The following is a 20,070-nucleotide window of genomic DNA, read 5'->3' as shown; positions in this document are numbered from 1 at the left end:
AGTGGCTCTCTCTCTTTGTGATCTTACTTTACAATTACTCTTTCGAGTTAGACGAGTTGAATCTCATATATTGAGGTGGATGAACATTGTCGATCATGAGAATACCATCAAACTGCTCTTTTGGAACAAAGCTCTCTGGATATATGCCCCAGCTATAAGCAAATCGAGGTTCGAACATCCAGGCGTTCCCTGCCTCTCTTTTTTGATAACGAAGATCAAGGAAACTGTAGGGTGTATTTGTCGCAGACATGATAGCTTCAATTGAACCAGGCAACGCTGGTTCGACATTGTGAACTTCGCCTGCATTATCCGCTGTTTGTCCACTTGAAGCATATAACCCCAGAACATAGCTGATTTCTCTCAATTCCTCGGGGAAGATCTCTCCCATTAGTGGAACTGGATATGAAGAATCCATCACTTTGCTGTTTGCTTTACGTATATGATCGTTATGACCCCACACAATGAACTTTTCGTTCGGATATACTTCCGTAGCTAACCAGATCAGATTGTCATTCATGGCTTTATCCCGCCAAACAAGGGAGTCCAGAAATGCATCCATCTTCCCTTCCTCCAATTCAATCATGGAACGGATAGAAATTTCAATATACTCCTGAGCCATACGAATTCGATCTTCGAGGCTTCGTTCCAGCAACTTGGATAGTTCCGGATGATTGGGATATTCTTGTTGCAGATAGGTTTGGTTCTCTTTGGATTGCAGTGATTTTAAAATATTTTTGTAAGTTTGAATCATTTCCTGTTTCTTTGCACGGTAGGATTGAAGGTCAGCCCCGATATAAAACTCGGACAATTGTTTTTCTGTTTGTGCTAGTTGTTTGGCGAGTTTCTGATCTTTCAGCCAGTGACCATCAAGTAGGGGGGATTGCAGTTGCATGTCAAAACCCGTCAGAATTAATGGCTGTTCAGTTTGAGCACTCGTTTTGAGATAATCAAACAAGGGTAAAATTTCTTTGGACCACCAGACGCCGAAAATGGAGCTTTGCATTGTTTGCTCTGCGCTTTTTTGATTTATTATGGCGTTAGATAGTGATGTATTAGAGAGACCACTCTCAAAGGCGAGCACATTGTAGCCCATCTCTTTATGTAGAAACTGAATTAATCGGGTTTTAGCTAAGTTGAATTCTGCTACTCCGTGGGAACTTTCACCCAGAAATACGATTCGTTTATCCTGGAGCAGTGGTTTTAACATATCCAAGTCTGTAAAGCTATTACTCTCAATATCTTCATGAACAGGTGTAATACTCTTTATCCGGTAAGCATGTTCTCTGGCCCATTGTTTCCACAGTTCAATTTTTTCATCTGATGTTCTTGCTGTCTGTACTTCAGTCACATGACCCTGTATGGTCTCGATGGAAGATTGGGCATGGACTTGCCCTGTGGGAAACAACGTTGCAGTAGCCAAAATAACTGTGGTTAATGTAAGAGCGGCAACTCTTTTCCTTTTTCTGAAATGATACAAATAAATACCTCCTTTAATAGTAAATAAAATGAAAATGATTGAGATAAAGGCTATATATGGATTTAATTACACTATATTTAATGTTAGTACTAATGTTGTATTTTTGCAAATGTTGGGACTTATCTAGTGAATTTAGGATGATGGGAGCAGGCCATATATATATGGAATTGGCTCTCTGTAGCTGGCCTATACTCCCCATATACGGATTTCGTGTCTCAGAGTCAGAGTTCTGATAGAATGGATTAAATTAAACGAGTTAAGAAGAGTACATAGGAGGTTAACACAATCATGCGTATCGTAGATAACATTAAAGTCTGGGGGGAGCCGCTGGAGAACGCCGTAAGTCAGGCGGTGACTTGCTCGCAATATGGAGATGTATTGGGTGTGGCTCTGATGGCCGATCATCACAAAGGTTACTCGCAACCCATCGGTGGTGTTGTCGCTTATCGGAATATGATCAGTCCGTCAGGTGTCGGATATGATATTGCCTGTGGCAACAAGGCTGTGCGCACAAATCTGATGTGGGAAGATATTCGGGATCAGATTGTAGCGATTATGGATGACATCAATTCGACCATTTCTTTCGGCGTGGGTCGTAACAATCCAACACCCGTGGATCATGAACTGTTCGATGATGCGAGCTGGAAGCTGTTTGATACCATTGAACATGGATTACAACATAAGCTGAAGACACTCGCACGCAATCAACTTGGAACCGTAGGCAGTGGCAATCATTTCGTGGATATTTTTGTAGAAGAGGCAACGGGAAAGGTGTGGATCGCGAATCATTTTGGCAGCCGCGGGTTCGGTCATAAAGTGGCGAGTGGGTTCCTTAACCTTGCCGCAGGGCGTCAGTTCAGTGGCAAAGCGCCGGGCGAATCGATGGATCAACCGCCTACGTTGTTTGACCTGAACAGCGAAATGGGTGATATGTATTGGGATGGAATGACTTTGGCGGGCAGATACGCCTATGCAGGACGTGATTATGTCATTGAACAGGTGCTCGGAATTCTCGGGGCAAGTGCTGAATACGCCGTTCATAATCATCACAACTTTGCCTGGAAGGAACAACACATGGGTGAAGAGGTAGTTGTGGTCCGCAAAGGTGCAACGCCACTGGCACCCGGGCAACTCGGTTTTGTTGGAGGCAGCATGGGTGATATCTCGGTAATTGTGGAGGGGATCCACAGCGAGGAGAACACCGAGTCATTCCGCAGCACCGTACATGGGGCAGGGCGCACGATGAGTCGAACCCAGGCGGCTGGGAAAATGAATTACAAGCTGCGCACACGCATGGGCGGTGAGATAAGCGAAGCACAGATGCATGAGGCGATTCGTGCCTATGGTGTCGAACTGCGGGGAGCGGGCACAGACGAAAGTCCGTTTGTGTACAAGAAACTGCAAGACGTACTGAACGCACATGCGAATACGTTGAAGATCAACCATGTGCTGCGTCCCGTTGGTGTCGCCATGGCCGGAGGTAATGAATTCGATCCATACAAGGATTAGTTAGAAAAGAGGGTGAACTTCATGAGGAATTGTGCGATATATAGCTCTCAGTTTGACCTGGATCAGCTGTTTGAATTGATTCAATCCATTTATCCTGAGGGTACGATTGAACGCCGGGAAGACAAGACCCATATTCAAGTGACTCAGAAAAAATGGCTCAGTAAGAAAACCAAAGGCTTTAATATCATGACCAGCCAGACACATCCTGAGGAATTTACGACAATGATTCAGGGGATGCTTGGATTTTTGAGTCAGATTGAAGGGCGCAATGCTTCGCTCCAGGAAAAGGTACTGATCAAATGTTCCACATTGAATATGGTGGTTGGTATTGAGACGGAAGAGGACATATCGGAAGAATTCTTCGGCGAATTGTTGCGGTTAGCTGTTGCGCTGGATGCTGTTATCTTCTGGGGAGGTGGATCTCTGCTGAATGCAGAAGGCCAGTTATTGCTGGATTTGAATGGAGAATCTGAGGTAGAGGATTACACGGTGACAGCGCACACCAGTTTCCTTGACGGTGACAGCCCCCAGTCGGAGTCTGGCATTCAACGTAAAGCGCGTTCAGAGCAACTGTTGACTGAACAAGGCATTCCGTATAATGCGCACTTGCCCGCAAGGGCCGGAGATGAGCACACCACGATTCGGAGTAAAGAGGAAGTTGCGCGCCGTGCGGTTGCCCTATGTCTTGCTGCGCTTAAGGGTGAGTGTCTGGGAGCAGGCGAAAGTGCGGATGATACCGCAGCACTGGTTCAGGAAGTGATCGACAAGTATGAGGCTGACTCCTTTTTCTCACCCGTAGAGAAGAGGTTTATCGACCAGCACGGAGCAGAGCAGCAGGAGATTATTTCCTACTCCTGGGGATATGAAGCGTACCACGTGATGTTGTGGGCGCTTGGTTATGTGAAGGAGCTGGGTGCACCAACGGAGTTATGTAACGTAGGGAAGGATGTCGGTTATTTGCAACAGAAGGATAGTTTTACCGACTTTCTCTCCGATGCATCTCTGCGTAACAAGAGCGAGATTCTGGATGAAGCAGATCTGATCTACCGTTATAACTGGGTGTGCGTGGATAGTCGTGTGAATGACAAAACACCTCCAGCTGGCCTGAATGGTGGAGTGGCTTATGAACGTCACCGTGCATTGAACTGGCTGATCTGTTATCTGGATCTGGCGTGGGATGATGTGCGTACAGATACGTAGAACGGGATGATGTGACGGCCTATTGTAAATAAACAATAAACATTACACAACATACAACAATACAAATACCCCTATAGCCGCACGAATACGGTTAAAGGGGTATTTGATATTCTGCCATATTACCCACTATGCCTGCCAAACTGTTCACGAATAATGACATCAGCAAGAATCAACTTTTTCTCGACGTTGCTCTCTGGATTCGCAATGCGCCATAACATCTGATCCACTGCACGCGCACCGAGTAACTCCTTGTTCACATTAACTGTAGCCAGTAATGGGATATTGTCGTATAGATTATCAAATCCCGTGACAACACACTGATCGGGTACACGAATACCCATACTCTCAAGGGCTTCTATGGTGTATAGCCCATAGAAATCATTCGCGCATACAAACACTTCAGGCAGGTTATCCTCACTGATCACCGAAGTGAACGTCTGGCGGAACTCATCCAATGCCTGATTACTCAGCTCGGGAATCTGATGTATTTCCATCCCATGACCCATAAGCACAGAAGTATACGCAATCCAGCGTTCATAGAAGCTATGAGCATCCCCGATATTGCCAACGAACTGAAATGTTTTGAAACCCTTGCGGAGCAAATAGAGCATGATCTCTCGCATGGATGCGAAGTTATCGGTGAATATGCTGTCACTGTGAAAAACAGGGTCCAGATGATCCACCATTAAAACCGGAATACTAAGACGCTTGATTTCAAGCAGAATCGGGGTCGAGATAGAGCCAACGGTAATGATCCCTCGAATGGCATCCGGGTTGAGTAGGGTAAATAGCTGGTCTGCTGAGGGTTCCGTTAAGGTCAGAATATTAATCCCTTTTTGGTTCAGCTTGGAAGAGATCCCGTTAAAGACGGGTCCCCAGTATACGGAGTCTTGATTTTGGTACCGAACATTGGGGAACAAAATCAAGATCGTTCCGCTTGAACGTGTGTTCTTTGGTTCCTGAAGTTCATGGCTGTTATACAGTTCACCAGACAACATGCTGTTATCTTTGAAATATCCAAGTTTGCCAGCGGCCTTGAGAATGACATCCCTCGTTTGATCGCTAACTCCCGATTTTCCAGACAAAGCTCGTGACACCGCGAATTTCGACAAACCCGTAAAATGTGCAATCTCCTGAATTGTTACCTTTGTCTTCATCATACCATCCTTACACTCGTAGTTCTGCCGTATTCCTTATTTGGAGCGATATCCAACTGATCCCGGGGCGTATCTTATAACTCCGAAAGGAGCAGATTTTGCCGAATTTTCGTTCCAGGCCAGGAACTTTTTCGCAGGCGTACCGGGGTACGTCAAGAGAAAGTGACGCAGCAGGGGGCGAAAAGGCGGTGAAAGATGCCCTTAAGTGAGATTTAAGACACGCCCTAGTATAACATGATGTATTTCTCTTAATCTAATAACGGACAGAGAATTCAAAATGTTAGTGATGCACAGTATTTTAGGATGAACGTTCAACGTGACGGTAAGCATATTTTCAGATAGTATGACGAATTTTGTCTGTTGAATTATTATTTTGTTATTTTATAAAAATAACAAAATAAACAAAGTTAGAATTAAGGTTTAATATGTTTGTACTCAGAGTCCAGGATTTTGAATAAGCTGTAATACAGGAATATTACAGTTTAATCAGCATTTTATCAGAGAAATAAGAAAATGTTAACAACAAAAATGTTGACGCTTACATTTTGCTGTGTTAAATTTTGTTTGTCTAAAGCAAACAAAGAAATAACAAATGGTGGTGGTTGTTTATTTTCGATTGGTTGATGAATGGGGTTAACGATTTAGGGTGAACCATGATTGGTATACACATTCGGGGAGGTTGTTAAAATCATGATGAGAAGATGGAATGTTCTACCTCTGATGTTATTGGCTGTGATGATTTTTGTATCCGCTTGCAGTGGTGGGGGGACAGCGCAGACGGGGACCGAAGCAGAGGGAACAACGAACTCAGGTAACAGCACCGAGGTCGCTGAGACAGAGAAAGAGGGCGAAGCGGAAGAAGCTGTGGTTAATGTGCCTGATCTGGGTGGGCGTGTCATCAAGGTCGCGGCCTGGTGGGACTTGAAACCGGCGGGAGAGACGGCCTCCGATAAGGCCAGACTTGATAAAATTGCAGAGGTCGAGAAGAAATACAACGTAAAACTGGAGTTTGTTAACGTACCTTTTGAAGAATACATGAACAAATTCACAACGTCTGCACTGGCTGGCGAACCGTTCGCCGACATCGTTCAGATGGAGTACAAATCCGCACTACCCGCCATCCTCAAAGGGCAACTATTGCCCATCTCCGAATTCACTACACCTGAGAACAACATCAACCAAGAGGCTAACCTGATTGCAAAATTTCCTGCCATTGCAGGCAACGAATATGCCTTCGAATCTCCAACCAGCATCGGTCTGGGACTTCACTATAATCGTGACTTGTTCAAAAAACTGTCATTACCTGATCCGCAGGAACTGTATAACCAAGGCAAATGGGATTGGGACAAATTCATGGAACTTGTCAAACAGGCAACCAAAGATACCAATAACGACGGCAAAACTGACGTATACGGATTTTCTGGCTGGGCGCTTGATGTCGTTCGTCATTTTACCGCAGCCAATGGTGGAACGATCGTGGATGATACCAATAGCAAAGAAGGATTATCCGATCCGAAAACGATTGAAGCTGCCGAATTCGTCAAACGCCTGTATAACGTGGAAAATGTCGTGAAGGTCAAAACCGGTGACAAAACCAATTGGGAGGAAAGCAATACGTTCAAAGATGGAGATGTAGCTCTGTTCACCGCTGCTGAATGGCAGTTGGGCGATCTCACCTTTGCGGTTGGTGTTGTGCCGATTCCGAATGGGCCACAGGGTAGCAAAGAGGTAACGTATGCAAACAACGCGGCATCGGCAAAATTCATTCCAAAAGGTGTGGAAGATCCAAAGATTGTCTACCAAATCTATGAAGAGACCTTCGACATCCCGCAGATTGAAGAGTATCCAGGTCAAGATTATCTGGAGAGTCGTTATACCGACGAGAAGGATATTGCGATCATTCGCGAGCACATCGCTGGAACCGGCCGCATCTTGCTGGATGATGCCTACACAGGATACCCTTTCGGGGATTATGTGAACGATATCATCAAAAACAATGCTTCCGTGACAGCAACAGCCGAGAAATACAAAGCACAGGCACAAGCTGCAATTGATAAACTCGGCAAACAATAACAACACTTATCACCAGCAAACGATTCAGGCAGGGGGGCTCGTGTCGGCAATGTTGCACGGAGCCCCTTTTCCTGAACCACCAAATCGGCATTGCTGGCATCAGCCTTGATGAGGAGGACTCGTAGGATGGCTGGAATTCTACAACGTAAGACATGGATATTGTCCACAGTAATCATCGTGGCGGCAGCCTGCATCATTCTATATATAACTTCCGGCGCTGATGGAAAGAGTGCAAACATTCCACCTGGCAGTCTGCCTGCCATTGAAGTGGATGCAGTCTTGCAGCAGACCCGGCAGCAAAAGGGATACGAACAGTATCGATCCGGAACGGATCAGGCTAAACAGCCGAATGTGGACATCACCATTGAAGCAGGAGATTACATAAAAGCCGAAGGTGAAGACGTCCGCAAACTGACTAATTATGAAGGAATGGATGGTGTATCTCTCCATACCGGAGAGACCGGACAAGTCGATTGGACGATTAATGTGCCGGAGACCGGGCTGTATAACCTGTCCGCAATCTATTTTCCCGTAGAAGGCAAGAGTTCGGCCATTGAGCGTGCATTGTACATTGATGGTGAACTTCCTTTTGCGGAAGCCGCCTATTTGCAGTTTGACCGGGTATGGGCGAATGAGAAAGATGTCGTTGAACAGGATAACCAAGGCAATGACCTTCGCCCGAGACAAGTGGAGCAACCACGCTGGCTGGAAGAAACGTTTCAGGACTCCGACGGGTACGAACAGACTCCATTCAAGTTTTATTTGGAAAAAGGGGAACACACGCTAACGCTAAAACCATCGCGTGAACCCATGGTGATTCGGTCCATTCGTCTTTTCAATGAGAAGACAGCTGTTCCTTACACAGAGACTGCAGGGGCACAACAATCGGACTCCTCTGGGCAGCCGAAGGATGTACTGATTCGCATTGAAGGAGAAGCCGCGATTGCCAAATCTTCACCTACGTTATACCCGACCAGCGAAAGGTCAAGTTCTGCTGTATCTCCTTATAGCGCTTCCCAGGTACGCATCAATACGATTGGCGGCTTTAACTGGCGTCTGCCAGGACAATGGATTGAATGGGAAGTGGATGTGCCGGAAAGTGGACTGTATCATATCGGTTTTACCGCTCAGCAGAATTTTGTCAAAGGCATCTATTCTACACGCAAACTGACCATCGATGGTGAAGTTCCGTTTGCAGAGATGGCTCAAGCACCTTTCCGTTATCAAAGTGACTATCGTATTGACGTGATGGGCGGCAAGGAAGCATACAAGTTTCACATGGAAAAAGGAAAACATGTGTTGCGGCTGGAGAACAGCCTCGGGGATTTTGCACCGCTTATCCGCAATGTGGAGGACAGTCTGTACAACTTGAACTCCATGTACCGACGTATTCTGATGATTACAGGCACCAAGCCTGATGAATTCCGTGATTACCGGGTGGAAAAACAGATTCCGAACCTGCTGGAAGTATTCAGCGGAGAAAGTAAACGTCTCAAGGACGTGGCCGCACAGCTTCGTCTTCTGTCAGGACAGTCCAGCGATCAGGAAGCACTGATTAAGACGATGGCGCTGCAACTGGACGAGATGATTGACAAGCCAGATACCATTCCAAGACGGCTTGCGGCTTATAAAACCAATACAGGCGGTCTCGGCACATGGGTGCAGCAGGCACGAGAGCAGCCCCTTGAAATCGATGCACTGTACGTCACTTCGATTGACCGCGATATTCCTGGAACAGGTATGGGGCCACTTGCCAAGCTTGGTCATGAAGCGAAGATATTCTATCATTCGTTCTTCATTGATTATAACCAGATTGGTAATGTAGCTACATCTGAAGATCAGCGTACGGTAACCGTCTGGATTGGTAGCGGACGTGATCAGGCGAATACGATGAAAGCGATGATTGACAAGACCTTCACACCAGACAGTGGTATCAATGTCAATCTGAAGCTGGTGAATATGGGAACCTTGCTGCCAGCGACTTTGTCCGGTGAAGGACCAGATGTAGCGATGCAGATCGGCAATGATCTGCCGGTGAACTTTGCGATGCGGAACTCGGCTGTAGATCTGACGCAATTCAGTGATTATAGCACCGTGGAACAGGAGTTCAGGGAAAGTGCAATCGTGCCGTATGCCTATGATTCAGGCGTATATGCCCTGCCGGAAACGCAAACTTTTAACATGCTGTTTTATCGTAAAGACGTGCTCGAAGAACTCGGACTTGAAGTGCCTCAGAACTGGGAAGATGTCGAAGCTCTGCTCGCGATTCTGAGCAAAAATCATATGGAATTTGGTATGCCGATTGTGACCCAAGCGAATATGCAGGGTGTCAATATTCCGCCGAACTCTCAGTATGCCACGATGCTGCTTCAGAACGGCGGCGCCTTCTATCGTAACGATGACAAGGAGTCGGATCTGGATTCAAGGATCGGAATTGAGACGTTCAAGCAGTGGACGGAGTTCTATACCGATTACAAGTTAGAGCGGGAATATGATTTTGCCAACCGTTTCCGGACAGGACAGATGCCTATCGGACTAACGGATTACACCATGTACAACCAATTGTCCGTATTTGCACCGGAGATTCGCGGACTATGGGGATTCGTTCCTGTCCCGGGAACCGTTCAAGCGGATGGTACCTTGAATCGGGACGTACCGGGTGGAGGTAGCGCAGTCATGATGCTGGAGGGTGCCAAAGATCAGGATGCGGCGTGGGAGTTCATGAAGTGGTGGACCAGTACACCGATTCAAGCTGAATTCGGGCGGGAGATGGAAGGGCTGATGGGTGCCGCTGCCCGGTATCCAACGGCCAACATCAAGGCGCTGGATTCCCTGCCGTGGCCTGCGGAGGATTACGCCAATCTCAAGGCACAATTCGAAACGGTGAAGGGCATTCCTGAAGTACCCGGTGGTTATTTTACAGGCCGCCATCTGTTCAATGCATTTTACAAAACCGTTGTTGGCCAAGTGGAAGCCAGGGAATCCATCATGGATTATACCCAATATATTCAGGACGAGATTCGAGTCAAACGTAATGAATTTGGTCTTCCGTAAGCAGAGGGAGGGTTAATCGTGCCACAAATATCACTCCGAGACGGACAAAACAGTCCTCCTGAGAAAGCGTCAAGGATGGGCATGAAATCGTGGTGGAGCTGGAAGCTCCAGGAAATGAAGGCCAGCAAACATTCCTATGTTCTGCTTGCACCTTATATGCTCCTGTTCCTCATGTTTACCGTGATTCCGGTTGTCATCTCGATCATACTCAGCTTCACCTACTTTAACATGCTGGAATTCCCGCGTTTTATTGGCTGGCAGAACTATACTCGCCTGTTTCTGGAGGATGATGTATTCCTGATTGCAATCAAGAATACGTTGTTGTTTGCCATCATTACCGGACCGATCAGTTATATTGCTTGCTTTGTCTTCGCGTGGATCATTAATGAGTTAACACCGAAATGGAGAGCGTTCATGACGCTGATCTTCTACGCGCCCTCCATCTCGGGCAATGTGTATTTTATCTGGCTGATGATCTTCTCGGGAGATCGTTATGGTATTGCCAATGGGCTGTTGATCAAATGGGGTTTTCTGCTGGAGCCGATCCAATGGCTGAAGACGGAAGCTTACATTATGCCTATTCTCATTCTCGTGCAGCTATGGCTGAGTCTCGGAACCGGATTTCTGGCGTTTATCGCTGGTTTGCAGACGGTGGACCGGACATTGTACGAAGCGGGAGCGGTGGATGGGATCAAGAATCGCTGGCAGGAACTATGGTACATTACCCTGCCTTCGATGCGTCCACAGTTGATGTTCGGCGCAGTCATTCAGCTGACAACCTCGTTTGCCGTGGCCGATGTGTCGATCGCGCTGGCCGGGTTCCCAAGTGTGAACTATGCAGCAGAGACTGTGGTGACCCATTTGATCGACTTTGGTACTACGCGGTTTGAGATGGGGTATGCATCGGCGATTGCCACCGTGCTGTTCATGATTATGGTGGGCACCAACTTGCTGGTCCAGAAACTGCTTCGAAGGGTGGGAGAATAGCTATGGCTGCAATTGCGACAGGCAAAAAGCGGGTGAATCGCTCGCTATCGGGAAGCCTCTCCCTGTTTGCCCTTCTGCTCGTATTTGGTGCCTTCATGGTGCTACCGTTGATCTATGCGATCAACAATGCATTCAAACCATTGGATGAGATTTTCACCTTTCCACCAACGCTGTTTGTCAAAAATCCGACGTTCAGCAACTTTACAGATCTGCTGAATCTGCTGAGTGACTCGTGGGTGCCTTTCTCACGTTATATATTCAACACGGTATTTATTACAGGCATCGGTATCGTAGGCCATGTACTGCTAGCTTCCGCAGCGGCGTACCCACTTGCCAAACACAAGTTTCCGGGCAAAGTATTCATGTTCCAAGTGGTCGTACTGTCACTGATGTTCACACCTGCGGTAACGGCAATTCCAAACTATATGATCATGTCATGGCTCGGATGGATCGACACGTACTGGGCTGTTATTATTCCGGCATTTGCCTATTCACTCGGGTTGTATCTGATGAAACAGTTCATGGAGCAGATCCCGGATGCACTGCTGGAAGCAGCCAAGATTGACGGTGCCAGTGAATACCGAATCTTCTGGTCCATTGTCATGCCCAATGTGAAACCAGCCTGGCTTACATTGATCATACTGCTGTTCCAGATGTTATGGGGCAGTGATGGCAATGGGTACATCTACAGCGAGCAGCTCAAGACCCTGCATTATGCAGCAGGTCAGATTATTCAGGGCGGAATATCCCGGGCAGGAGCGGGTGCTGCGGTAGCACTGATTTTGATGAGTGTGCCGATCACGCTATTTATTTTCTCTCAGAGCCGAATCATTGAGACGATGGCGAGCTCGGGCATGAAGGATTAAGGGGGAACGATATGGCACGCACAGTGAAAAGATGGCTTGTTCTCCTGGCGGCAGTATCTCTGCTGCTGGTGAATGCCGTGCCTGCGGCGGCCTCCCCGGCGCCGTATGAGAGTTATAACTACAACTACTGGAAAGAGGCTGTACCTTCACCAGATGCCTATCTGCCCGAGCGTACCATATCAGGCCGTGATCTCGGCATTAGTGAGTTTAAAGACCCTGGTGATGTGAACGTTTCACCCTCCGGGTTGATCTATATTTTGGATAGTGGCAACAGCCGAATTGTTGTATTGGACCCAGACTTTAAGCTGCTGCGCGTCATTGATGGATTCATGATGGATGGTAGCAAGGAGACCTTTAACCTTCCGGGCGGATTATTCGTGGATGAACAAGAACGCATATACGTCGCCGATACGGGCAACGGTCGTGTGGTTGTCCTGGATGGAGAGGGGACGCTGATTCAAACTATCACGAAGCCCGAGTCCGATATCCTATCGACCCAATTTCAGTTTCAGCCCTTGAAGCTGACGGTTGACCATGTAGGCCGAGTGTACGTTGTGGCGCAAGGGGTCTACGAAGGTATCATGCAGTTTGACGAGAGTGGGAAATTTATCGGATACGTCGGTACGAACAAAGTGGAGCGGGACTACGGCGAATATATCTGGCGCATGTTATCCACCAAAGCCCAGCGTGCACAGATGGTCCTGTTTGTCCCGACGGAGTTCTCCAATGCGGATATTGACCACAAAGGATTTGTGTATGCAACGAATATTGATCCCGACTCGAATGAACCGATCAAGCGGCTTAACCCGTCTGGTGAAGATGTACTGAAACGGTTTGGTTATTACGATGTCAAAGGCGATATCCGGTTCCGCAACAATCCGGGTCCATCCAAACTGATCGATGTGAAAGTGCTGGGCGACGGCATGTACAGTGTATTGGATGCGACACAGAACCGGGTGTTCACGTACGACGATGAAGGTCATCTGCTCTACATATACGGTGGCAAAGGAAATCAGGTGGGCACGCTCAAAACACCTGTCGCGATTGAACAATCGGGTGAGCATCACTTGGTTCTGGATCGGGGCAAGAACAACCTTGTCGTTTATGCGCCAACCCGTTTTGGTGCCCGTGTGAATGAAGCGGTGGTACTCCACTATCGGGGCGAGGACACGGAGGCCGTGAATATATGGAGAGAAGTGCTGAAGCTGAATGCCAACTATGACATCGCTTATATCGGTATCGGCAAGTCCTTATTAATGGAGAAGAAAAACGAGGAAGCGCTAGGTTACTTCGAACTTGGAATGGACCGCAAGAGTTATTCTGTCGCGTTCAAGAGGCATCGGCGGGAGATGATGAAAGAACATTTTGGTACATTCCTGACCGTTGCAATCGCGCTGATTGTCATTCTGATCCTGACCCGGGTAGCAGTTAAATGGAGACGGAGGAGGCAGGTTGATCGTGAAGCAGGATTTCATTAAGTTTCCGCTGCATCTCATTTTTCACCCCATTGATGCATTCTGGGACCTCAAGTCGGATAACCGGGGACGGCTGTTTGTTGCTTTTGCAGCATTGGCGCTTACCATTGTTATGATGGTTTTGCAAAAGCAGTACGCAGGATTTCTCGTTAATTACATCGATCCTCGTACGATTAATAGCATCATCGAAATCGCCACGGTTGCAGTACCTTTCTTTCTATGGTGCATGGCCAACTGGGCGGTAACAACTTTGATGGAAGGGGAAGGCAAGTTCAAGGAAATCGTTCTGGCGACAGGTTACTCGCTCATTCCGGTTATTCTGATCTATGCCCCAATGATCGTGATCAGCCGTTTTATGGTGCAGGAGGAGACTGCTTTTTATTATCTGTTCAATAGTATCGCGTTTTTCTGGTTTGTACTGCTTCTGTTCATTGGCATGATGACGGTACACCAGTACACGGTGATTAGAACAATCATTACGATGGTGCTGACGCTCATTGTGATGGGCATTATCGTATTCCTTGGCGCGCTGGTCTTCAGCATGTTGCAACAGTTGTACGAATTCGGTTATAACATTTACCGCGAGTTGATTTTTCGGACCTAAAGGAGGCGGCATCCGTGAACAAAAGGCAACGATTATATACGGTGCTGGCTGGTGGTACAGCTGTAATCATGATTGCAGCCGGGCTGCTGTATATAAACAACAGGGGAGTTCCTGCCGTAGAAGCCGCGGCTTATCTGGATACGACAACCAAAGCCATGCCCGTCACGGAAGAACCGTTACAGTTCCTTAGTGACTCCTCGCAGGGTGTGCCTGGTATGCAGCTGGTCGCCGAGGATCAGGGACTCGCCCTGTATTATAACGAGGAGACAACGGAAATTGCAGTACGTGACGGGAAAAGTGGAGAGATCTGGTATAGCAACCCGAAAGAACGGGCTGAGGATGGTCTTGCTTCCGCATATGAAAAAGAAGTGCTGTCCTCCCAGTTGAATGTGTCTTTCCGGGATTCGATGGGCACACTGGAGAACTTTCCGAATTTCAGTTCCAGTATCAGCAACAAACAATTCACTGTGGGGCAGATCGATCAAGGGATACGGGTGAACTATACACTTGGTGATACATCACTTGGCATTGATGCGCTGCCTAAACTGATTAGCAAACAACGACTGGAGGAGAAAGTGCTTTCCAAGCTGGATGCTACTGTGGCAAGGTACACATCTGCCCGATATTATCCAACCAAGAACAATCCGGATATTCTGGAGCGGCTGGATGGTCAGATCTCGAAGCAGCTTGTGCTGAACAAGATGTTGGGAGCCTTTGAGACGGCGGGGTACACGGCGGACGATCTGGCTTTTGACAATCAGGAGAATGGAGTCGAAGGCGGAGCTGTATCGGATAAGCCTAGCTTCGTCATTTCTGTGGAATATCGACTTGAGCAGGGGGCACTCGTTGTGACCGTGCCTCTGAGCCAAATAGAAGAAAGTGGGCAATACCGCATTCGGAATATTGATTTGCTCGCTTACTTCGGTGCTGCGGATACAAAGGGCGAGGGTTACATGCTCGTACCTGACGGTTCCGGTAGCCTGATCCACCTAAACAACGGGAAAACCCAGGAAGAGCAGTATGTACAGCGCGTGTACGGCGCAGACCCCAATGATAATTCGCTCAGTCGTCCTCAGGTTAGTGAATCCGCGTATATGCCTGTGTTTGGTCTGAAGAACGGGGAGAATGCCTGGTTTGCGGTGATTGAAAAAGGGGACGGCATTGCCAGTATCTCCGCAGATATTGGAGGCAGGCAGAACAGTTACAACCACGTGCATGCAACCTTCTCCCTGCGGGGTGAGGATGAACTGGAGATGTACACCTCGCAGAAAATGCAGGAGATTCAGCTGCTTAGCGAAGAGCCTTACCGTGGGGATATTCAGGTCCGTTATCATTTTCTTCATGGAGAAGATGCCAGTTACTCAGGTATGGCCAGCCTGTATCAACAGCAGTTAATAGAGCAGGATGTACTGAAGCCGCTCGCAGAACAGACGGAGTTGCCGTTCTATGTAGATGTGCTTGGTGCAGTGGACAAAAAGGCTTCGTTCCTGAGTGTGCCCTATCGGACCACCTTAGCCATGACGACGTACGAACAGGCCACCGAAATGGCGGCGAAGTTACAGCAGGAAGGTGTGAACCGCGTACAAATGCGGTATCAGGGATGGTTCGGTGGTGGCTTCAGCCATCATACGCCAACCCGGGTGAAATTGGATAGTGAAGTAGGTAGTCGTTCCGAGATACAAGCATTGTCAGCTAAGCTGGAGCAGTCGGGTGGAGCTCTGTTCCCGGATGTGGCTTTCCAGCACATGTATCACGATGATTTGCGCTTTGCTCCTTCCTCGGATGCAGCTCGGTTTGTAACAAAGGAGACAGCGGAACTGTATCCATACAATCCTGCCCTTAATCGCATGGATCAGAGTAAGGACAGCTATTATTTGCTCTCAGCGGCCAAGCTTCCTTATGTGGTGAGTGAGTTTGCTGACAAATTCAATCAACTGGGCCTTGGTGGATTATCCCTTCGTGATCTCGGGCAGGTCCTGACTTCAGATTATCGGGATAGTCGGGTGATTCATCGGGAGACGGCGAAGAACATTGTGAAGGAGCAACTGGGCAAGCTGGAACAGTCCTATCCGAACCTGATGGTATCCGCAGCAAATAGCTACGCTTGGGGAAGTGCACAACATGTTGTGAATGCACCCGCAGGGTCGAGTCGGTTCAATATTACCGATGAAGAAGTTCCTTTTTATGCGATGGTCATTCATGGATACATGAACTATGCGGCATCTCCAATGAACACGTCGGGGGATCAGGATCTCCGCAAACAGTTGCTGCGCAGTCTGGAGCTTGGGGCAGCTCCATATTTTCAGTGGACCTATGAACCATCATCCAGGCTGAAGCTGACGAATTATGATTCGGCTTACGCAACGGAGTATGCATATTGGGTGGATGATGCCGTTGCCTTGTATAAGCAGGCCAATGAAGTGCTGGGAAATCTGGCGAATGAGCAGATTCTTAAGCATGAACGCATTCAGGATGACGTTGTCCGGATCACCTATACTGGGGGTACATCCATCCTTGTGAATTACAATGCGGATGCAGTAACCGTGGATGGAACAACGGTTGGCGGGACGGACTATGTGGTGGGAGGAGTGAACCGATGAGAACCATTCGATTATCGCTGAAGTCACGGAGAGCGCTGCTTGGACTTGCATTCATTTCCCCGTGGCTGGTCGGTTTCGTCTTCCTCTTTGCCACACCACTCCTGCAATCGATTCGGTTCAGTCTGAGTAATCTATCCGTTGCTCCGGGCGGGTATGTTCTGGACTTCGTTGGATTTAAAAATTTCAAGGATGCGCTTCTGGTTGACGCTACATTCAACCGGATTCTGGTGGATTCAGTTGGAGCGATGGTACTGAACGTGCCGATGATTTTGTTCTTCAGTTTGTTCACGGCGACACTGCTTAACCAGAAGTTCAGAGGCAGAACAATGGCACGTGCAATCTTTTTCCTGCCGGTTATTCTGGCTTCCAGTGCAGTCGCAGCAGCTGAGTCTGCGGGATTAATCAATCTGATGGGGGATGCGAGTGCGGTGGATGCATCAGCCGATGGCGGTGCTTCGTTCAATGTGGTGTCCATTGTGCGGATGCTGGCGGATGTGGGATTGCCGATGGCCTATGTGGATTACATTGTAGAAGCCATCATGCGGATCTATGAGATTATTAGCAGCTCTGGCGTCCAGATTCTGATCTTCCTCGCTGCACTGCAATCGGTACCGGGATCGATGTATGAGGTTGCAAAGATCGAAGGGGCGACAGCTTATGAATCATTCTGGAAAATTACATTTCCCATGGTCAGTCCGTTGATTCTGACAAATGTCATCTATACGATCATTGATTCATTTGCCGGGAGTCCAGTCACACAGGCCATCTACCAAACCGCATTCAAAACCCAGAACTTTGGCTTAAGCTCGGCGATGTCCTGGCTGTACACACTGGTGATTGGTCTTGTATTGATCGTAGTGGGATGGGTCTTGTCACGGCGGGTTCACTACAACTGACGGTTAACATTAAGGGAGGCTTCAGATTATGGCTGCATCAGGGACAGATCGCATGGTGGTAGTTCCGAAGCAGAATTATCACATGCATCGGGTGCGAAACAAAACATCGGACCTTCTCTATTCCATATTCAGATATGCACTGGTCATCGGCATTTCATTTATTATTTTGTACCCGTTATTTCTCAAAGTGTCAGTTGCGTTTAAGGAGAAACAGGATATCTACAATCCAACGATCTATATGATTCCCCAGCACTTTACATTGGATAATATCCGGCTAGCGGCACAAGTGATGGATTACCTGCCTCTGCTGGCGAACACGTTATTGTTTGTTACCATCACAACGCTTCTGACAGCGATATCCTGTGCACTTGCCGGATATGGCTTTGCCCGGTTTTCGTTTCCGGGTAGTAATGTACTCTTCATCCTTGTGATTCTGACGATTCTGGTGCCGACAAGTACGCTCATGGTGCCGATGTATCTGCATTTCCGCAGCTTTGACTTTATGGGCATCATCCAGTTGTTCACGGGAAAGAATGGCATCAATCTGCTGAATACGTATTGGCCTTCCATGATTACGGCTGCTACAGCGGGAGGGCTGAAGGCGGGGCTGTTCATCTATATCTTCCGTCAGTTCTTCAAGGGCATGCCAAAGGAAATCGAGGAGGCTGCATTGATTGACGGTGCAGGTGGATTCAAAACGTTTGCTCGAATCATGCTGCCCAATGCAATCTCGCCGCTGATTACGGTCATTTTGTTCTCGTTTGTATGGCAGTATAACGATACCTTTTATTCGGCGTTATTCATGAGTGAAAGTCCACTGATTTCACTGAAGGTGGCTTCTTTACCGGCTCAGGCGAACCAATTGATTCCGCAACTGATGGGCTTTGGTTCGAACTCGGGCATCAAGGCCGATCCGAATTATGTGGCGATGATTGTGGATACAGGCATTTTGCTGGCGATTGCACCGTTAATTATTTTGTATCTGTTTGTTCAGCGTTATTTCGTTGAGAGCATTGAACGTTCTGGTGTAGTGGGTTAACATGGTAAATCCAATTGGAGGTGTAGAGATGACAGTGCGTGAGATCAACAGAGTTCCGGTGAATAAAGCAGCAACTCCCGAAGCAAAAGAACTGATGGCGTTCCTGGTTGAACGTTATGGAAACGGGATGTTGTCAGGCCAGCAGGACTATGGAAATCTCAACTGGATTAATGAAAATACGGGACGAAAGCCAGCTGTGATTGGCTTTGATCTCATGGAATATTCGCCATCAAGAACAGAGCGCGGTGCGGTCTCCCAGGAGATTCGGGATGCGATAGACTGGCACAAACAAGGCGGGATCGTGACGCTATGCTGGCACTGGAACGCACCGACGGATCTGATCGATGAACCAGGTAAAGAGTGGTGGCGGGGGTTCTATACGGACGCGACAACCTATGACCTTGCCTCCGCGATAGCTGATACTGAATCGGAAGCATATCAGTTATTGATTCGGGATATCGATGTTATTGCTACACATTTACAGGAGCTGAAGGATGCTGGTGTGCCTGTATTATTTCGACCACTTCATGAAGCGGAGGGTGGCTGGTTCTGGTGGGGAGCGAAAGGCCCCGAACCTGCCAAACAGTTATATCGTTTGTTGTATGATCGATTGGTTCAAGAACATCAGCTGCACAATCTTATCTGGGTCTGGAACTCGGAAAAACCGGAATGGTATCCAGGGGATGATATCGTGGATATTGTGAGTGTAGATGTATATCCGGAAGCGGGAGATCACAGCCCGCTGGCGGCACGTTACACCAACCTGCGAGAGCTTGTGAAGGATAGTAAAATCATTGCACTGGCCGAGAACGGCTCCATCCCTGACCCTAAGCAGATGAAGGAACAGGATGTACACTGGAGTTGGTTCTGTACCTGGACAGGTGGATTCCTGAGAGACGGGACGCATAATGAACTAACGTTTTTGAAGGAATTGTACCATAGCAAAGAGGTCATTACGCTCGATCAGTTACCGAAGTGGAGTTGGCTATAAGAAACCCACGTCCAACTTGAATTGGAATCAATGAAGCGTTAGTATTCGCTGTAAGAATTCATGCGAATACTAACGCTTCATTTGTTGGTAGCGCACATTTGTTAATGGAACCCATCACCCCTGAAACATTAGAAGTTGAACA

14 protein-coding genes are annotated in these 20,070 nt (G+C 47.8%); 12 read left to right on the top strand and 2 right to left on the bottom strand.

All coding sequences use genetic code 11. The features are described 5' to 3' along the window. Nucleotides 1-34 precede the first annotated feature (34 nt). Nucleotides 35-1,477, bottom strand: a complete 1,443-nt coding sequence (locus MHI01_RS10225; RefSeq protein WP_340983042.1) for an erythromycin esterase family protein — start codon at nt 1,475-1,477, stop codon at nt 35-37. Between the two features lie 288 nt (nt 1,478-1,765). Here MHI01_RS10225 and MHI01_RS10220 point away from each other — a divergent pair, with 288 nt between their 5' ends. Continuing rightward, complete coding sequence (locus MHI01_RS10220; protein ID WP_340983041.1) at nt 1,766-2,986, top strand: RtcB family protein; 1,221 nt, start codon at nt 1,766-1,768, stop codon at nt 2,984-2,986. A gap of 21 nt (nt 2,987-3,007) precedes the next feature. Beyond that, a complete protein-coding gene (locus tag MHI01_RS10215; RefSeq protein WP_340983040.1) occupies nt 3,008-4,186 on the top strand; it encodes a DUF4272 domain-containing protein in 1,179 nt (392 codons plus the stop codon). Nucleotides 4,187-4,305: 119 nt separating this feature from the next. Here MHI01_RS10215 and MHI01_RS10210 read toward each other — a convergent pair whose 3' ends face one another. Then, on the bottom strand, nt 4,306-5,343 hold the full coding sequence (locus tag MHI01_RS10210; protein ID WP_340983039.1) for a LacI family DNA-binding transcriptional regulator: 1,038 nt from the start codon (nt 5,341-5,343) through the stop codon (nt 4,306-4,308). 693 nt (nt 5,344-6,036) lie between these two features. On the opposite strand from MHI01_RS10210, the gene MHI01_RS10205 reads away from it, so the two are divergent. The 10 genes from MHI01_RS10205 (at nt 6,037) to MHI01_RS10160 (ending at nt 19,928) form a co-directional block, all read left to right on the top strand. Next, on the top strand, nt 6,037-7,416 hold the full coding sequence (locus MHI01_RS10205) for an ABC transporter substrate-binding protein (protein ID WP_340984842.1): 1,380 nt from the start codon (nt 6,037-6,039) through the stop codon (nt 7,414-7,416). A 126-nt stretch (nt 7,417-7,542) separates the two neighbouring features. Next, nucleotides 7,543-10,470 carry an extracellular solute-binding protein gene (locus tag MHI01_RS10200; protein ID WP_340983038.1) on the top strand — a complete coding sequence of 976 codons (2,928 nt, stop codon included), beginning with the start codon at nt 7,543-7,545 and terminating at the stop codon, nt 10,468-10,470. Between the two features lie 75 nt (nt 10,471-10,545). Next, nucleotides 10,546-11,457, top strand: coding sequence for a carbohydrate ABC transporter permease (locus tag MHI01_RS10195; RefSeq protein ID WP_047842211.1), 912 nt, complete (start codon nt 10,546-10,548; stop codon nt 11,455-11,457). 2 nt (nt 11,458-11,459) lie between these two features. Continuing rightward, complete coding sequence (locus MHI01_RS10190; protein ID WP_017689719.1) at nt 11,460-12,323, top strand: carbohydrate ABC transporter permease; 864 nt, start codon at nt 11,460-11,462, stop codon at nt 12,321-12,323. Between the two features lie 11 nt (nt 12,324-12,334). Beyond that, nucleotides 12,335-13,801: an NHL repeat-containing protein gene (locus tag MHI01_RS10185; protein WP_340983037.1), complete on the top strand. Its 1,467-nt coding sequence runs from the start codon at nt 12,335-12,337 to the stop codon at nt 13,799-13,801. Further along, nucleotides 13,782-14,402 carry a YIP1 family protein gene (locus tag MHI01_RS10180; protein WP_074094245.1) on the top strand — a complete coding sequence of 207 codons (621 nt, stop codon included), beginning with the start codon at nt 13,782-13,784 and terminating at the stop codon, nt 14,400-14,402. The genes MHI01_RS10185 and MHI01_RS10180 overlap by 20 nt, the downstream gene beginning before the upstream one ends. Nucleotides 14,403-14,416: 14 nt before the next feature. Then, nucleotides 14,417-17,002, top strand: a complete 2,586-nt coding sequence (locus MHI01_RS10175; RefSeq protein ID WP_340983036.1) for a DUF5696 domain-containing protein — start codon at nt 14,417-14,419, stop codon at nt 17,000-17,002. Further along, complete coding sequence (locus MHI01_RS10170; RefSeq protein WP_074094247.1) at nt 16,999-17,898, top strand: carbohydrate ABC transporter permease; 900 nt, start codon at nt 16,999-17,001, stop codon at nt 17,896-17,898. Before MHI01_RS10175 ends, MHI01_RS10170 begins: the two co-directional genes overlap by 4 nt. 28 nt (nt 17,899-17,926) lie before the next feature. Further along, nucleotides 17,927-18,937, top strand: coding sequence for a carbohydrate ABC transporter permease (locus MHI01_RS10165; RefSeq protein WP_340983035.1), 1,011 nt, complete (start codon nt 17,927-17,929; stop codon nt 18,935-18,937). A gap of 28 nt (nt 18,938-18,965) precedes the next feature. Further along, entirely contained in the window at nt 18,966-19,928 is a 963-nt protein-coding gene (locus tag MHI01_RS10160) for a glycosyl hydrolase (protein ID WP_340983034.1), read from the top strand. The last annotated feature ends 142 nt before the right edge of the window (nt 19,929-20,070 follow it).

It is taken from the genome of Paenibacillus sp. FSL M7-0656 (assembly GCF_038003225.1).
GTDB classification, from domain to species: domain Bacteria; phylum Bacillota; class Bacilli; order Paenibacillales; family Paenibacillaceae; genus Paenibacillus; species Paenibacillus amylolyticus.
Note: the sequence above shows the minus strand (reverse complement) of the source record. Positions and strands in the feature narration are given on the sequence as shown.

What these genes read in the sequence shown, in the direction of transcription:
- MHI01_RS10220 (WP_340983041.1), top strand. Translation starts at nt 1,766, where the DNA reads ATGCGTATCGTAGATAACATTAAAGTCTGGGGGGAGCCGCTGGAGAAC.
- MHI01_RS10215 (WP_340983040.1), top strand. Translation starts at nt 3,008, where the DNA reads ATGAGGAATTGTGCGATATATAGCTCTCAGTTTGACCTGGATCAGCTG.
- MHI01_RS10210 (WP_340983039.1), bottom strand. Translation starts at nt 5,343, where the DNA reads ATGAAGACAAAGGTAACAATTCAGGAGATTGCACATTTTACGGGTTTG.
- MHI01_RS10205 (WP_340984842.1), top strand. Translation starts at nt 6,037, where the DNA reads ATGAGAAGATGGAATGTTCTACCTCTGATGTTATTGGCTGTGATGATT.
- MHI01_RS10200 (WP_340983038.1), top strand. Translation starts at nt 7,543, where the DNA reads ATGGCTGGAATTCTACAACGTAAGACATGGATATTGTCCACAGTAATC.
- MHI01_RS10195 (WP_047842211.1), top strand. Translation starts at nt 10,546, where the DNA reads ATGGGCATGAAATCGTGGTGGAGCTGGAAGCTCCAGGAAATGAAGGCC.
- MHI01_RS10190 (WP_017689719.1), top strand. Translation starts at nt 11,460, where the DNA reads ATGGCTGCAATTGCGACAGGCAAAAAGCGGGTGAATCGCTCGCTATCG.
- MHI01_RS10185 (WP_340983037.1), top strand. Translation starts at nt 12,335, where the DNA reads ATGGCACGCACAGTGAAAAGATGGCTTGTTCTCCTGGCGGCAGTATCT.
- MHI01_RS10170 (WP_074094247.1), top strand. Translation starts at nt 16,999, where the DNA reads ATGAGAACCATTCGATTATCGCTGAAGTCACGGAGAGCGCTGCTTGGA.
- MHI01_RS10165 (WP_340983035.1), top strand. Translation starts at nt 17,927, where the DNA reads ATGGCTGCATCAGGGACAGATCGCATGGTGGTAGTTCCGAAGCAGAAT.
- MHI01_RS10160 (WP_340983034.1), top strand. Translation starts at nt 18,966, where the DNA reads ATGACAGTGCGTGAGATCAACAGAGTTCCGGTGAATAAAGCAGCAACT.